This is a genomic window from Pseudoalteromonas sp. 20-92, assembly GCF_030847595.1.
GTDB lineage: Bacteria > Pseudomonadota > Gammaproteobacteria > Enterobacterales > Alteromonadaceae > Pseudoalteromonas > Pseudoalteromonas fuliginea.
Window position 1 is genome coordinate 1 of the sequence record NZ_JANJGQ010000024.1, and the last position, 14,774, is coordinate 14,774.

The 14,774-nt window shown below is 39.4% G+C and carries 15 protein-coding genes; 10 read left to right on the forward strand and 5 right to left on the reverse strand.

Annotated elements, in window-relative coordinates:
* Both NRL14_RS16985 and NRL14_RS16990 read left to right on the forward strand, forming a co-directional pair.
* Nucleotides 1-684: transposase (locus tag NRL14_RS16985; RefSeq protein WP_306725192.1), on the forward strand; the 684-nt coding region annotated here is incomplete at its 5' end.
* Nucleotides 685-1,071: 387 nt separating this feature from the next.
* Nucleotides 1,072-1,698 (forward strand): hypothetical protein, encoded by a 627-nt coding sequence (locus NRL14_RS16990; RefSeq protein ID WP_007377185.1) that lies wholly within the window; start codon nt 1,072-1,074, stop codon nt 1,696-1,698.
* Between the two features lie 237 nt (nt 1,699-1,935).
* Here NRL14_RS16990 and NRL14_RS16995 read toward each other — a convergent pair whose 3' ends face one another.
* On the reverse strand, nt 1,936-2,538 hold the full coding sequence (locus NRL14_RS16995; RefSeq protein ID WP_033039095.1) for a thiamine biosynthesis protein ThiC: 603 nt from the start codon (nt 2,536-2,538) through the stop codon (nt 1,936-1,938).
* Nucleotides 2,539-2,790: 252 nt separating this feature from the next.
* The gene (locus tag NRL14_RS17000; protein WP_033039098.1) at nt 2,791-3,492 is read right to left on the reverse strand and encodes a metal-dependent hydrolase; all 702 of its coding nucleotides are present in this window, start codon (nt 3,490-3,492) and stop codon (nt 2,791-2,793) included.
* Nucleotides 3,493-3,798: 306 nt separating this feature from the next.
* On the opposite strand from NRL14_RS17000, the gene NRL14_RS17005 reads away from it, so the two are divergent.
* The 4 genes from NRL14_RS17005 to NRL14_RS17020 all read left to right on the forward strand — a co-directional run bounded on the left by NRL14_RS17005 (nt 3,799) and on the right by NRL14_RS17020 (nt 9,528).
* Nucleotides 3,799-4,614 (forward strand): ABC transporter ATP-binding protein, encoded by an 816-nt coding sequence (locus tag NRL14_RS17005; RefSeq protein WP_306725193.1) that lies wholly within the window; start codon nt 3,799-3,801, stop codon nt 4,612-4,614.
* The gene (locus NRL14_RS17010; RefSeq protein ID WP_306725194.1) at nt 4,614-6,062 is read left to right on the forward strand and encodes a DUF3526 domain-containing protein; all 1,449 of its coding nucleotides are present in this window, start codon (nt 4,614-4,616) and stop codon (nt 6,060-6,062) included. The genes NRL14_RS17005 and NRL14_RS17010 overlap by 1 nt, the downstream gene beginning before the upstream one ends.
* Nucleotides 6,059-7,330, forward strand: a complete 1,272-nt coding sequence (locus NRL14_RS17015) for a DUF3526 domain-containing protein (protein WP_306725195.1) — start codon at nt 6,059-6,061, stop codon at nt 7,328-7,330. Before NRL14_RS17010 ends, NRL14_RS17015 begins: the two co-directional genes overlap by 4 nt.
* Before the next feature lie 86 nt (nt 7,331-7,416).
* Nucleotides 7,417-9,528, forward strand: coding sequence for a TonB-dependent siderophore receptor (locus tag NRL14_RS17020; RefSeq protein ID WP_306725196.1), 2,112 nt, complete (start codon nt 7,417-7,419; stop codon nt 9,526-9,528).
* A 74-nt stretch (nt 9,529-9,602) separates the two neighbouring features.
* On the opposite strand, the gene NRL14_RS17025 is transcribed toward NRL14_RS17020, so the two are convergent.
* Both NRL14_RS17025 and msrA read right to left on the reverse strand, forming a co-directional pair.
* Entirely contained in the window at nt 9,603-10,517 is a 915-nt protein-coding gene (locus NRL14_RS17025; RefSeq protein ID WP_306725197.1) for a 2OG-Fe(II) oxygenase family protein, read from the reverse strand.
* A gap of 227 nt (nt 10,518-10,744) precedes the next feature.
* Entirely contained in the window at nt 10,745-11,344 is a 600-nt protein-coding gene (gene msrA, locus NRL14_RS17030) for a peptide-methionine (S)-S-oxide reductase MsrA (RefSeq protein WP_149614186.1), read from the reverse strand.
* Nucleotides 11,345-11,631: 287 nt separating this feature from the next.
* Here msrA and NRL14_RS17035 point away from each other — a divergent pair, with 287 nt between their 5' ends.
* Nucleotides 11,632-11,826, forward strand: coding sequence for a CPXCG motif-containing cysteine-rich protein (locus NRL14_RS17035; RefSeq protein WP_002962627.1), 195 nt, complete (start codon nt 11,632-11,634; stop codon nt 11,824-11,826).
* Nucleotides 11,827-11,884: 58 nt separating this feature from the next.
* On the opposite strand, the gene NRL14_RS17040 is transcribed toward NRL14_RS17035, so the two are convergent.
* Entirely contained in the window at nt 11,885-12,085 is a 201-nt protein-coding gene (locus NRL14_RS17040; RefSeq protein ID WP_002962626.1) for a hypothetical protein, read from the reverse strand.
* A 106-nt stretch (nt 12,086-12,191) separates the two neighbouring features.
* On the opposite strand from NRL14_RS17040, the gene NRL14_RS17045 reads away from it, so the two are divergent.
* The 3 genes from NRL14_RS17045 to NRL14_RS17055 all read left to right on the forward strand — a co-directional run bounded on the left by NRL14_RS17045 (nt 12,192) and on the right by NRL14_RS17055 (nt 14,360).
* On the forward strand, nt 12,192-12,674 hold the full coding sequence (locus tag NRL14_RS17045) for a GNAT family N-acetyltransferase (RefSeq protein ID WP_149605296.1): 483 nt from the start codon (nt 12,192-12,194) through the stop codon (nt 12,672-12,674).
* Nucleotides 12,675-12,836: 162 nt separating this feature from the next.
* Entirely contained in the window at nt 12,837-13,448 is a 612-nt protein-coding gene (locus NRL14_RS17050) for a MarC family protein (protein WP_306725198.1), read from the forward strand.
* 30 nt (nt 13,449-13,478) lie between these two features.
* Nucleotides 13,479-14,360 carry an alpha/beta hydrolase gene (locus NRL14_RS17055; RefSeq protein WP_033029581.1) on the forward strand — a complete coding sequence of 294 codons (882 nt, stop codon included), beginning with the start codon at nt 13,479-13,481 and terminating at the stop codon, nt 14,358-14,360.
* Nucleotides 14,361-14,774 lie beyond the last annotated feature (414 nt).

Consider the following 14,774-nt stretch of genomic DNA (forward strand, 5'->3'; position numbering starts at 1 on the left):
CTCTGTAAAGGCACTGTACTTACGCAAAAATATGTACAAGGTGAAAAGCTAAGTAAAGCCGAACTTATCTTTTTCAACCAAACAGTAAACGACTACCGCGAGCGCCTATCAAGTATTAGCTGGTTTATGCGGTTGTTAAATGAAGACATTGCCCGCAGAGCAAACAAAGAAGATAACTGCACAGGTAGGTTCTGGGAAGGACGATTTATGTCCCAAGCATTATTAGATGAAGCTGCACTTGCTGCTTGTATGGCGTATGTCGATTTAAACCCTATTAGAGCGAAAATGGCTGATACGCCTGAGGAATCAGACCACACCAGCGTTAAACAACGACTAACATACGCAAAAGAAGGCAAACAACCAAAACGACTACTGCGTTTTGCAGGAATACCACGTCAGATAATGCCAAAAGGGCTGCCGTTTGAGCTTAAATCGTATCTTGAACTTGTTGAGGTAACAGGGCGGATAATACGAGAGGATAAACGCGGGTATATTGATAATATGAACCTACCTTTGTTAGAAAGGCTTAATATCTCCCCAGAAAACTGGTTAAAGCTTACAACCCAATTTACGCGCGTATTTCATGGCGCAGTAGGCAGGCCAGCCTCACAAGCAAGTTACTGTGAAAATTTAAAGCGTAAACGGCGGTCAAATATTAGCAATTGCGAAAAGCTACTCGCATAAAACTTAAGCTACTCAGTAAAACTATTCAGTAATAAATCACAACTGCATTATGCAGTTATTTTCATGCGTGTAATTTAGGTTTAATAGGGCTAATGACTTATTTAACGGATGAAATAAAGTGATCCAGTTATAAAAGATAAATTCTTAACCTGAAGAGCGAATTTTTTGGCATAGTTTTGTTTTTTCAATTAAAGTGGCTGTCTAGTTTAGTCCGGTCTAGTTTAGTCCGGTCTAGTTTAGTCCGGTCTAGTTTAGTCCGGTCTAGTTTAGTCCGGTCTAGTTTAGTCCGCTGTCTAGTTTAGTCCAGTTCTGGGCTTCGCCCAACAACGTTCGCATTTTACCCTTGGCAAAGCGTTAACTTTCTTATTTATTGTATTGGAGTCCAAGTTGGAAAATAAAGAAAAAGAATTTATTAATTTTGGTGATTACAAAGAGTTTTTTGATGGGGAGTTAACCCTCAATCTTGAGCTTAGTTATGAATCAGGAACCGCAATTATCATTGCAAGTCATGATGGATTTGATTCCTTAGATGTAGTGCTAAAAAAAGGTCACAGAAGCGTAGTTATTTTTGATTATTCTTATGAATTGAAATTATTAAAAATTGAAGATAGCTTGAGGAGATCTCAAATCCAAGTATATAGAACTCCCATATCACATTTTGCATATGTTGATATGCTTGATTCTACTGTTTCAGGAGTTGATGATGGAGAAGGAAAATTTGAACAAGTTGAAATAGTTGAACTAAAGCAAAAGTTAGATTATGTAGAAAAACAGCTGACAGAATTAGCCGGTCTTCATAAAGAAGAGTTGGATTACATTAAGGCGGCGTTTCAACTATTGAATAAAAAACTAGATGGGGGCACTAAAACAGCTTGGAAACAAACTGCTTATAGTGTTGCTGCTAGCATCGCATGTACTATCACCCCGCAATATGCCGAACAAATATTTACATTGTCTCATTCGGCTTTTACTCATATTGCAAATGGTGTTAGTTTATTATCAAACAAAAGCTAACAAAAGTAATTGCTGTCAAATCTTTACTTTATACATCAAAGCATAAACTGGTTTAAAGGTTTTGATTCAAGCTATTATCCCCTCTAAAAGCGCAGCGCCTCATACCCACTTTGTGAATTAGTCTTAAAAATAAGATGGCTGTCACATTAAACGTAAAACATCGGCGAATTAGCACTCTAATACACGCCGATGTTTATAACTTATTTAAGTAACTACCTTACTAATAAGGTATTAGCCTTAGTCTTGTTTACGGTAAAGGCTTATTAAACAGATTGCCAAAAGTAACGTTGCAATCATGCCCGAAGCGCCAGCAACACCTGATGGGAGAAATCCATCACGGCCAAAGGTTATTAAAATACCATTGGCTAACATTGCAACTCCGCCAGCTAAGGCTGTAAGGCCTCCAATCGCTTTGCCACCTTTAGCAATAAAAGACAGTCCAAAAACAAGTGCTGCTAATCCCAATAATACTTTGGCTGCGTAGTAAATCATGAATGACAAAGACACCACACCACTAATTAAAGGTTGTGCGCCTTCTACGGTACCCGCAACTTTTCCAAATGTAGAAAACAAAGTTAGGCCAATGCTTACCTGAACTATGTTAAGTACTGCGCTAAACGCGATAGCCGACCAGCCTAGTTGAGCGTTTTTTGCTTGCACCATGGCAGAACCCGCAAAGGCAACAAGTAAAGTAAAAACGAGTGCTTCTAGTCCCCAAGCAAACTGTCTTGAAAAGCTAATTTGAGCACTGTAAAGGGCAGAAAAAATAGCCTGTGATATCGCTAACACCAACAATAAAGATGCTGTAATTAGGATGGTGCGTTTATTCGTAAATTCCATTTGGACCTCTTATAATTTTATATTTAATGCTTTTAAAAGCTGTAATAGCTCTCATACTTGGGTAAAAGACAGGTAAAACGAGTTAATTATTTCATGTAAACCTATAAAAGTATTAATTAATAAAAAATAGCCTAAAGCTATGACTTTTTGAATCAAAATTTAATTGGCAAAATCGTTTTGATTCAAGCAATGTGTGGTCTAAAAGCGCAGCGCCTCTTGAGTATGTGGTTAAACGGCTTATTACTTAAAACGTTATGATAAAAACGTAAAATGAGACCAGTCACTTAACGCTGTAATAGTTTGCTTTGTAGGAGGGGCAACATAGATTAAACCTGCAATGGCAATAATTGAAGCTAGCGTAATTAATTTATTATCAAAGTCAGCTATTTTTAAAGCAGTGCCGAAAGAGCGTTTAATGGTGACATTACTTAAATCGACACTGTAAATTTCATCCAGCAATAAATGAATTAACCCGCCGAGTAAAATAAACCCACCTGTTAACCAAGCAAAGACGGCTGCTTGTGTAGTTGATTGGTCATTTAGTTTCCATGTTACTTGAGTTGTTAATAGCGCGCATAACAGTATAAATAGTAAAGAGTGGCAACTGCCTCTGTGTACTGTGATCCATTCAAAAATGGGTCTAATAATGTATTTCATAAATCCGTAAACCAATAAGGGCACTACGATTAACTCAACAAAGCTAATTTCAATAATGAGCTTGGTGGTTATGTAATGCAGTACCAGTAATACAGCGCTGAGTGCAAATAAGTTAAAAATAGTATCGAGTGACGTGGAGTTATCTGAATCTATGTCGGGTAATAAGCCGCCAATTGAGCCTAAAAACCATAACCAGAGTGCGCCCTTTAAATCAATATGGCCTGCAGATAATAAGGTGGCAGAGCATAAGCCTGTGATGATTACGGCAGTATTAAGATGAGTATTGAAATTTGCCATTGTATCTCTTGATAATAAAATAGGTGGGCATTCTAACAATTGAAAAGTTTATTGTTCACTATTCTTTATAGATTGGTCTTTAAATATGTTTTATCACTTTGATTAGTTGCTGCTTTTTACAATTCTTATTCTTTATCGTGCTTAGTTGTTCCACTAAATGGTAATTTTGGATAGAACAACTTTTCGTTAATTAAACTCAGCACGATGTATCTATTGTTAGCTATGAATATGTTATAGTGTTGCAATTGGTGTTTGATATAGTATAACATTCACGGTATTCTAATTTCCCCTTAATAGAGTTTGAATGTGACAACATCAACAGCAATTAATCAAACATCACCAATAGAACCTCAACGTGTGGAACAAACACGTAATGAAGCATCAAATACGACCCAAGCCACTAAAAACGAAGCGGTTATTGAAGTAGACTCGTTAAGTTTTGGCATTAAAAACAACACCATTTTAAAAAACTTAAGCTTCAGCGTGGCGGCAGGTGAGGTTTATGCGCTACTAGGGGGAAATGGCGCGGGTAAATCAACCACGTTAAAAACGTTACTTGGCTTTAATAAACCAACGCAAGGCTCTGTAAAAGTAGCGGGTAAAGAGGTGAGTAAAGCACTTGATTTTGTACGCGGTAAAACGGCGTACTTACCAGAGTCGGCTACGTTATACCCGCATTTAACAGCACGCGAAAACGTAGAATATTTTTTATCACTCGCTGATATTACAAAATCGTTTGAGCAAATTAACGTGGCTTTTAATCGTGTTGCACTGGAACAAGATGCGTGGGATCGCAACATGCAAACTTATTCAAAAGGCATGAGGCAAAAAACAGCGATTGCACTTGCGATACTGCGTGAAGCACCGATTTTTTTACTTGATGAGCCAACCTCAGGCCTTGATCCAGTTGCTATTGATGAATTTAATCAACTTGTACGTGAACTTGCATTAACGGGTGCGACTATTTTAATGGTTACACACGATGTATATGGCGCATGCCAAGTAGCAAACCGAATTGGTTTACTAAGAGCGGGTGAGCTGGTGGGCGAATTTGATGCACCCGAAAACGGCCGCATTGATACCGAACAAGTTCATGCAGCCTTTGCGCAAAGAGGCGCGTAATGAGCATAAATAACTTTTCAAAAGTGGTTATAGTTGCCAAAGATGAATGGCGCTATTGGCTACGCTCAAAACTAGCAATGACTGTGCTGGCTATTGGTTTATTGCTAACGCTTTCGTCGGTAGTGGTTACCGCCATTACTATGCATGAACTTAGCCATGCTCGCCATGAATTACAAACAACAAGCGATAAAAGCTTTGTTGATCAACCCGATCGCCACCCTCACCGAATGGTGCACTATGGGCACTATGCATTTAGAACGCCGTCGCCACTGAGCACGCTCGACCCAGGTATTGACGCTTACACAGGTAACTCAATATTTTTAGAAGGGCATAGGCAAAACAGCGCAATGTTTGCCGACCAACGACAAGGCACAGCGCTTACCAAATTAGGTAGTTTAACGCCTGCCTTTATTGTGCAAACATTAGCGCCGTTACTTCTTATATTAATTGGTTATAGCTCTATTAGTCGTGAGCGTGAGTTGCAAACGCTTTCATACTTATTAGCGCAAGGTACGTCGGGTATTACGCTTATTGCTGGTAAAGGTTTAGCGCTACTCTCTGTTGCGGGCTTAATTATTGCGCCATTGGCGGTATCGGCTTTATTTACGGTGTCTGCAGGCGAAAGCTTACTAGCCGTTGCAAGTTTTGTTGTGGGTTACGCTTTATATTTAAGTGTGTGGGTATTACTCATTTTATTAGCATCGAGTGTGTTAAATAAAAATAGTAGCAGCTTTACGGCGCTGGCGTTTATTTGGATTTTACTGTGTATTGTTATGCCACGTGTTGCAAGTACTACGGCTGCAACAGCTATACCATCAACCGGTAAAATAGAAACCGATTTTGCAGTTAAAGCTGAGCTTAGAAAATTAGGCGATGGCCATAACACGAACGACCCTGCATTTAAGCAATTTAAACAATCACTCCTTGAAAAGTATAACGTAAATAGCATTGATGAGCTGCCAGTAAACTTTAGAGGGTTAGTGGCCAGTGAGTCAGAGGCAAAACAAACCGATGTACTAAACCAATTTGCCGAGCAGCGTATGCATGCTGAGCTTAAGCAAACGCAAGTGTCGCGTTATTTCGGTTGGGTTTCACCTATGGTGGCTATTCGCTCTCTCTCTATGATTGTGGTGGGTACAAGTATAGAAACACACCATCGCTTTTTACGCGAAACCGAGCAACTACGTTTTGATTTTGTGCAAGGGCTTAACAAAGTTCATATTGAAAAACTTAACTACCAAGACGACATGAACCGCAATGCCAATGCCGCAGCAACTCAAAAAGCACGCGTAAGCGCTGATAATTGGAAAATTCTACAAGAGTTTAACTTTACTGTAGATAGCGCAAATATTCGCACACAAAGAAGTGTGCCTGCTTTTTTACAATTATTACTGTGGATTGCAGTGCTAGTTGGCGGTATTAAATTTGTAGGGAAGCGTTTGTCATGAACTATTTAATTAAGCAATTTACACGTGAATGGGGCTTTTTACTGCGTCAAAAATACGTAGTGGTGTTACTACTTTGTAGCTTTGTTTTATCGGTTTTTTCTATTTACAGCGGGCTAAGCGAAGTAAGCGCGCAGCAGCAAACCATTGAGCGTTTAAAAGTAGCAGATCAAAGCGATCGCGCTAACGTGCAACAAAAGCAAAGTGATGCGGGTATGTTAGCGTATTACAGCTTTCATTTAACGTATTCTCAGCCATCTAACCTTGCATTTGCTGCATTAGGTGAGCGCGATATTTTCCCGTGGAAGCACCGCGTTAATTTGTTGGCGCTTGAGGGGCAAATTTACGAAAGCGATGCACAAAATGCTGAGCTGGCCCAAGCCGGAAAAATAGACTTTGTGTTTGTAATTAGTGCGCTTGCACCATTGGTTATTATTTTGCTGTTTCATGATTTATTTGCAAGCGAGCGCACAAGCGGCAGGCACGATTTACTGGTAACTACAGCTAAGTCTTACTTTGCCTTGTGGGGCGCACGAATAACCGTGAGGTTTGTAGCGGTAATAGTGTGTTTAATGCTGCCATTTTTTGTGGGTGCTTTTATAGCTGGAGCAAGCGCCTTTGAAGTGACGTATGTATCGCTTTTATGCATTGCATACCTTGGATTTTGGGCGGTGCTTAGTGTGTGGCTAGGTAAAAATGCAACCAGTGCGCCGCGTGTTGCTTCAAGCTTAATTGGTTTGTGGGTGTTATTTGCTTTTATTATTCCTATTTTAGGCGACCTGGCTATTAATAAAGCGGTGCACTCTTCTAATGGTGGCGACATTGTCCTTACCCAACGAGAGGCGGTAAACGGAGCGTGGGATTTACCTAAATCAGACACCATGGATGCTTTTGTTAAAGAGTACCCGGCGCTTGCGCCTTACATTGATATGAGCAGCGAATTTGAATGGAAATGGTATTACGCATTTCAGCAAATGGGTGATTTAAAAGCGGCAGAGCTTTCAAAGGCCTACCGCGATGCTGCGGCTAAAAAATATGAGCTAGCGGGGGCTGTATCTTGGTTGTCGCCACCCCTTTTATTACAACGTAGCCTAACGCGTGCAGCTAATACCGACTCGCTTGCCGCTTATAACTACGAGCAGCAAATTAGAGATTACCATCAACAATTGCGCGAGTTTTATTACCCGTGGTTATTTTACAAAGGCGACCCAACTAAAGCGGCACTTGAAAACATGCCACGCTTTGAAAGCACCACGCAAAGCAGCAACTAAAAATACAGCGCTAAACATAGCTGTTTAGCGCAATTACATATTTAAAACACAATTATAAAATACGTACATTACTCACAAGGTAAATCATGAAAACCAATATAAAAGGGCATAAGCTCACCTATTTAAGTGCTTGTTTAGTAAGTTTGTTTAGCAGCCAAACCATGGCCGCTGAGCAAAAACAGCAAGTTAGAAGCGTAACGGATGACACAATTGAAAAAGTAACCGTTGTTGCAACTCGCCAAGCTTACCAAGGTAACTTTAGCCCTTTAGAAACACCGCAGTCAGAGCTTAAAATAGATTTAGAAGTTCTTGAAAACGCAGGCGCAGTAACCCTTGACCAAGCACTTGATTTATCGGCCTCTGTTGCGCGCCAAAACAACTTTGGTGGGCTTTGGAATAGCTTTTCGTTACGTGGCTTTGTAGGCGATGAAAACCTACCAAGTAACTACTTAGTAAATGGCTTTAATGCAGGTCGTGGTTTTGGTGGCTCGCGTGACTTATCTGGTATTGAGTCGGTTGAGGTTTTAAAAGGTCCGCGTGCGGCTTTATTTGGCCGCGGTGAACCAGGTGGAACAGTAAACTTAGTTACTAAACGCCCAACATTTGATACTGCAGGCGAAGTTAAGCTTTCTGTAGGTAGTTTTGATACTTACCGCGCCGATGTTGATTACACAACGCCGCTTAACGACGACGTAGCAATTAGACTAGTTGGTTTTTACGAAGACGCCGAAAGCTTTAGAGATACAATAGAAACCACTAAACAGGGCTTTAGCCCGTCAATAGTATGGAATATTAATAACAATAGCCAACTAATATACGAGCTTGAATATTCAGACCAAGAAGTCCCGTTTGATAGAGGCGTATTAGCAATAGATGGCGAGCTTGGGCTTATCCCTGAAAGTCGCTTTTTAGGTGAACCGGGCGATGGCCCAATTGAAGCTGATGTACTAGGGCATCAATTAGAGTACATTCATGATTTTGATGATAACTGGAGCATTTTATTTGGTGCAAACTACCGTGATACCTCTATGGAAGGCTTTGCAACTGAAACCGGTTTTGGCGGCGTGATTGACGGTGAAGTAAATCGCTTTAGACGATACCGCGACTTTGACGCGAAATACCAAGTATTTAGAACTGAGTTAAGTGGTAATCTTGAGCTTAGCGGGTTTGAGCACCGTTTAATTATGGGTGTTGATGCCGATAAATTTGAAAACGACCAAGTAATTTTACGTGTGCGTGGCGATCAATATATTAATGTATTTAACCCTGTTTATGATGCGTATGAATTACCAACGCCAACAGCTAATACTGACCGTGTAGAAATTCAAGAGTCGGTAGGGGTATTCATTCAAGACCAAATAAGCATTACCGATAAGTTAGATATTCGTATTGGTGCACGTTTTGATGATTACGAGCAGCGCTTAAATAACCGCTTAGCAAATTCCAACACAAAACAAACTGAGTCACGCGTGAGCCCGCAGTTTGGTGTGGTTTATGAAGCCAGTGATTACGTATCTGTATATGGTGCTTATGGAGAAAACTTCCGTCCGCTTTCGGGCGCTGATGCTAATGGAGATGGTTTTGAGCCTAACCAATCTACATCTGCTGAGGTGGGTGTTAAATTTACTCTAAACGATGGCGCCTTATTTGGTACTGTTGCCGTGTTTAAAGTAGAGCAAGACAACATGCTAGTTGTAGATGATGCAACTGCGTTTACTTACGCAGCCATTGGTGAAGCACAAAGTAAAGGTGTTGAGATTGATATTACAGGCGAACTTACTGATACATTAGAAGTTTGGGCGTCATATGCGTACGTTGATGCAACAATTGAAAACTCATTTTTTGATGCCAACTTTGGTTTCACAGTAGAAGCGGGCGCGTCATTATTAAACGTGCCAGAGCAACAGCTTAGTTTACAGTTAGTTCAATCAACAGATCTTTACGGTAAAGCCATTAAGTTTGGTGGTGGTTTATTACATGTGGGTAAGCGCAATGGCTTTTTTGGTACCGACTTTGAACTACCAAGTTACACAACTGCGCGTGCTTTTGTAAATTACGATATAACAAACGCGATTGGTATTACGGCTGAGGTAAATAACTTGTTTGATGAAACGTATTATACAAACTCGTTTGCCGATGCGTGGGTACAACCTGGTACACCCAGAAACGTTAAGTTTTCTGCATCATATAAGTTTTAAACTGTTAATCTAAAACCCAAAAAGGCTGCTTAAATTAGGCAGCCTTTTGTTTTTAAAACCTCTAAAATACGTACTTAAAACGGTGCATAGCCATCATTTGGTTTGTTAGGGTTAATCCAGCGCTGTTTAGCATCAATAGGAATCCGTGGTGCCCCTTGTGCTGGTAATCGACCGCGCTCTCCATACAGCCACAATACAAAGTTAGTTCGCTCGCCACTGGTAATAGGTTTAGCTGCGTGTGCAATATTGCCACGATGTAACATGGCAGTACCTGGCTTAAACGTAAGTGATTTAATGTCACCTGTGTACGGGTGATAAAAGTCAACTTCTGACCCTGTAAACTCTTCGCCTGGTAAGTTTAAGTTAATGTTAAGCGTTACAGCTGATGCGTCGGTATGTGGGCGAATTGACGAATCTGTATTTGGCTCATAATAAATTGAAAAACCAAATGTTTGTGTATCAAACCCTATAACCTCAGGGAACAGCATACGCGAAATAGGGCGCATATAAGTGTTTAGTATTTCGTTATAAAATGCCTGAAAGCTTGGCGCGGCTAAATAACCTTCTGATCGGCTATCAAGCATGGCACCACGGCGATTTAACACTATACCGTATGGCGGGCGCATAGGAATTTGCGAATTCCATACTTGTTCTAAATATCCGCGTAATACTGCTAGGCGCTCAGGATCAAAAAATTGAAATTGAAACACATCAGGCGCTACTTCGTGTAATAACGCTTTTACGGCCAGCTCTTTTGCTGGATCGTCCCATGCTTGTTTTACTGCTTCACGTAGGTTTTTATCAAGTAGTGTGTCGTCAAGCGTAAACGTTGAGCTATCTATTGATGTTGTTTCCCATTCGATCCACGCGTTTGTAGTTAGGTCGGTGTTGCTATTCCAAAAGTGTTGTACTGATTGTTCACGGTAAAGCATGGCTTGTCGTGTTGGTAATTCTAGAGCACGCACTAGCTGTAATTGGTTGGCAAACATTTTGTGTCACTCCAGTTGTTTAATTTGGTTTATATCAATCTAGGAGTGCAATTTATTGCATTTGATTTAGTAGATAAACAGCCTGCTTTGGGAAACAGAATATACTATTTATTGATAATGAAGGTTTGTATACTTATTTGAAGCAGAGAAAGCTAGTTTTGTAGATAAGTAAAAGGCTGCACAATATGCAGCCTTTTGTTGGTGTAATTTAAGTTGCTTAATAAATACTAGTGAGTTGCTCTGTCGCCCCAAATTTCTTCTAGACGGCTGTCGCGACCACAACGCCAACGATAAGTGTTGTATCGGATTGGGTTGTTTTTGTAATAATCTTGATGAAAGCTTTCCCTACCTTTAATAGGGTAAAAGGTACTTGCGTTTAGTATAGGTGTAACCACAGTTTGATTAGGAAACTCGGCTACAACAGCTGCTTTTGTTTTTTCAGCTAATTTACGTTGTTCGTCGTTTTGTACAAATATAGCGCTTAAGTAACTAGGGCCTTTATCGCAAAATTGGCCTCTTGCATCAAAAGGATCAATATTTACCCAGTAATGATCAAGTATACCTTGATAGCTTACTATAGCTGGATCGTAAGTGATTTCTACGGCCTCGTAATGGCCTTTATGATTACCATTGTATGTCGGGTTTTTAAGTTTACCGCCAGTAAACCCCGAAATTACATCGGTTACACCTTCTAGCTTTTCAAAATCACTTTCCATACACCAAAAACAACCTCCAGCTAGAACGGCTTTTTCGGTTTTAGCTGCATGAGTAAATGTGCTAAACAATATTGCGGCAGATGTTAATGCTAATGCGAGTGATTTTTTCATAAAATTATCCACCTGAAGTGTGAGTTTAAATACTTATGAAGTTAGACCCGCTAAGTGCTAATACTATTTCATTGTAGAGGCATAGTTTTAGCTGGCTAACTTATATATGGTGCAAACTAATGTGCTTATGATGTCTTATAAACGTAAAGCAGGTATTTAGATCACTTTTTAGTTAGTAGCACGGTTTAATTGGGTTAGCCAAGTATGCGCTATTTAATGGGGTGTTGAATTATGCTTACGTGTTCATTAAAGTGACAACATTCGTGATATAAATTAGCAGGTGATAAATGAACCAGTTAACAGAAACATCAATAAGCTGTCCTTATTGTGGAGAAAGTATAGAAGTATTACTTGATGCAGCAGATATTGATGAGCAATACATAGAAGACTGCCAAGTGTGCTGTAAGCCTATTTCGTTTGTGGTATTTGAAAATGATGACGAACTAAACGTTAATGTTTACAGCGAAGACGATGCATTTTAACTCGTTAATTAGATAGTCGGCTGCAAAATTGCAGCCTTTTTACTGTGTATGTGTTTGGTTAGCTATTTTGCTCACGTGCTAATTGGTTAGGGAGAAGTTCTTCTACTATTTCGCGTGCTGGAAGTGTATAGCGTGTGCCGTCAAACATTACTGAGGTAAACTCGTTAATATTAGTAATGCCTGTTAAGGTCCAGCCTTCGCCGCGCTTTGGGCAATATACTGTGGTAGTGGGTTGTATTACTTTAAAATCGTCACTCATTACGTTATCCACTCTTTTTGCTTTAAAGATAATGCTTGTTAATGGGGTATGGTAAGTTAATAATGCGTGCCCATAAAGAGCTAATTTAACTAACCACTTAAATAAAATGTTTAATACCACAAAGCTTGAACGCGTTACGCTGCGTTTAATTACCCACAAACACGCTGCGTGTTTATTTAATATTTTAAACCACCCGCATGTGTCAGAATTTAACGACTACGAAACACCGCTTAGCAAAACACAAATCAAACAATTAATACAAGATGATATTAGTGCCTACTACGAAGGCGAAGTGATTAGAGTCGCAATTGAACATAATACATCAGGGAAGTTAATGGGTACTTGTGGGCTTTATAATTTAACGCCGTGTAAAAGTAGTGCCTTTATAGGGTTTGAGCTGCACCCCGACTTTTGGGATAAAGGCATAATGTTTGAAGTAGTGAGCGGTTTTATTGAAACCCTAGTTAAGGATATTGCGCTTAAACATTTGTCGGCTGAGGTGAGTGCACACAATGCACGTTCCCATAATTTACTTATTAAGTTAGGTTTTAGCTTAAGAGAAAATTCTATTTGGCATAAATCACTTTAACTCAAGACGGCAATTATAAGTGCTTATCTTTTTTGAATCCTCAATCCTTAAAGCTCAGTAAATAAAATACAAAAAATAGCGGCTTTCTATTATAGTTAAGCGTAAGCAAATGAATTTGTTACCCGTGTTTTATTAAACATTTACGCTTAACAAGGATTTTATATGCTAGAAAAACTCTCTCAAGATGCGCTTGTAATTTGGGCGACCATTGACCCTATAGGCACTATGGCGCTGTTTGCTTCGCTTACTTCTCATTTAACTGATCAACAACGTCGTAAAACTGCATTTAAAACGGTGCTTTATGCCGGGGGCGTATTATTAGGTTCTATTTTAATAGGACAACTAATACTAAATGCGATGGGAATTAGGTTGGTGTCGTTTCAGTTAGGGGGCGGAATTATATTATTTTTGTTTGGCCTGCAAATGATTTTTGGAAACGATTCTAACAAAGCTAAACAAGACCCCGATCACGATATTGCGGTGTTTCCGCTTGCTATACCTGCAACGGCGACTCCTGGCGCTATTTTGGCGGTAATACTACTTACCGACAACCATATTCACCCAATTACTACTCAAATAGGCACAGCGCTTGTTACACTTGGTGTGTTGGGTATTACTTTAATACTGTTGCTGCTTTCGGGTAAAATTATTAAGCTAATTGGTACTGGCGGCGCGTCTATTTTAACGCGAGTGATGGGCATGATTTTAGCCGCGTTTTCGGTTGAGCTTATTATGACCGCGCTGGAAATAAAACAATGGGTTAAGCTCGATTAAATAACTCCTAAACATTGAAAGGAATGCTGCATGACAATAAAAATAACAAAACACTCTTTTATTAATTTAAGTTTAGCCGTAGTCATTTTTGCTATTGGTATTTTAGCCATACGTTATTACAACCATTATGTATCGGCCTATACAGATGTAACAATTAACTCAAGCGTGCTTAATGAGTCGCGCAAAGTGTTTATAAGATTACCTGCTAATTACAATCCAAAAAAAGCGTATCCGTTAATTATTAAAACCGATGGTAACTTTAATTTAGATACATGGGACAAAGCACTTACAAAACAAGCTAAGAGCGAAAAAGGGGATAAGGCTATATTGGTGTCTATTCCTAATTTGTTTTTTACGGATACACGTAATCGCGATTTAGTGCCTCCTTATGCCCGCCAAGATGTAAATACACAAGCGCGTCCAGAGCACGAAACACTGATTGAACCAAATGGCGAAGCCGACAAATTTTTAGCGTTTATTGAAACTGAGTTACTCCCTTATTTATCAGCAAAATATAAGCTTAGTAATAATCGTGTATTAAGTGGTTTTTCGGCAGGTGGTAGCTTTGTACTTTATACACTGCATACAAAGCCTGAGCTGTTTAATGGCTACTTTGCATTTAGCCCAGCTGCTTGGTACGACGACATGACCGTAGTTAATAATGTAAAAGCATTTTTAACTACTCAAGCAAACAAAGTTAAGGTGCCTACTTATTTATATCTATCGGTTGGTGGGGCAGAGCACCCGTTAATGTTAAAAGCGTTTAATAATTTAGAGACCGCTTTAACAGCCAACCCTAATAATAACCTTGTGTGGCAAAGCGCTGTAAATGAAGGTGCTGAGCACTCAGATAATCCACCACTTAGTGTAGCTAAGGCATTAGCTGGTTATAGTACGTTTATTAAAAAGTAGATTAGATTGATTCAAAGTGTTAACTGTGTGTATATACAGTTAACGTTGTTCTGTGTATTTAGAATGCTTAATCAGCTTTATAGTACTTTACTTAGTTTAATATTATCAACGGCTTACAAAATCAAGCTGGTTTAGATTATTTTTGACAGGAAATACACTTACTGTGTTTATATATAGTACTTAGCTATTGAGTTAGAATGCAGTCAGTACCTATGAGCATATACACATCTATTTGTTACTGCTTTTAATCAGCCTTTCGCCTTTGTGATCAGCAATAAGCAGTGTAAGTACTTTGCAAGTTCAATATAGTTTCAGCATCTTTTTATACTCTTAATGCAGTTAATATAAGTTGGCTGGTGGCTTCATAGCAAAAGAACACATCATACTAAGTATTATTTTAACGCTAAACTTAGC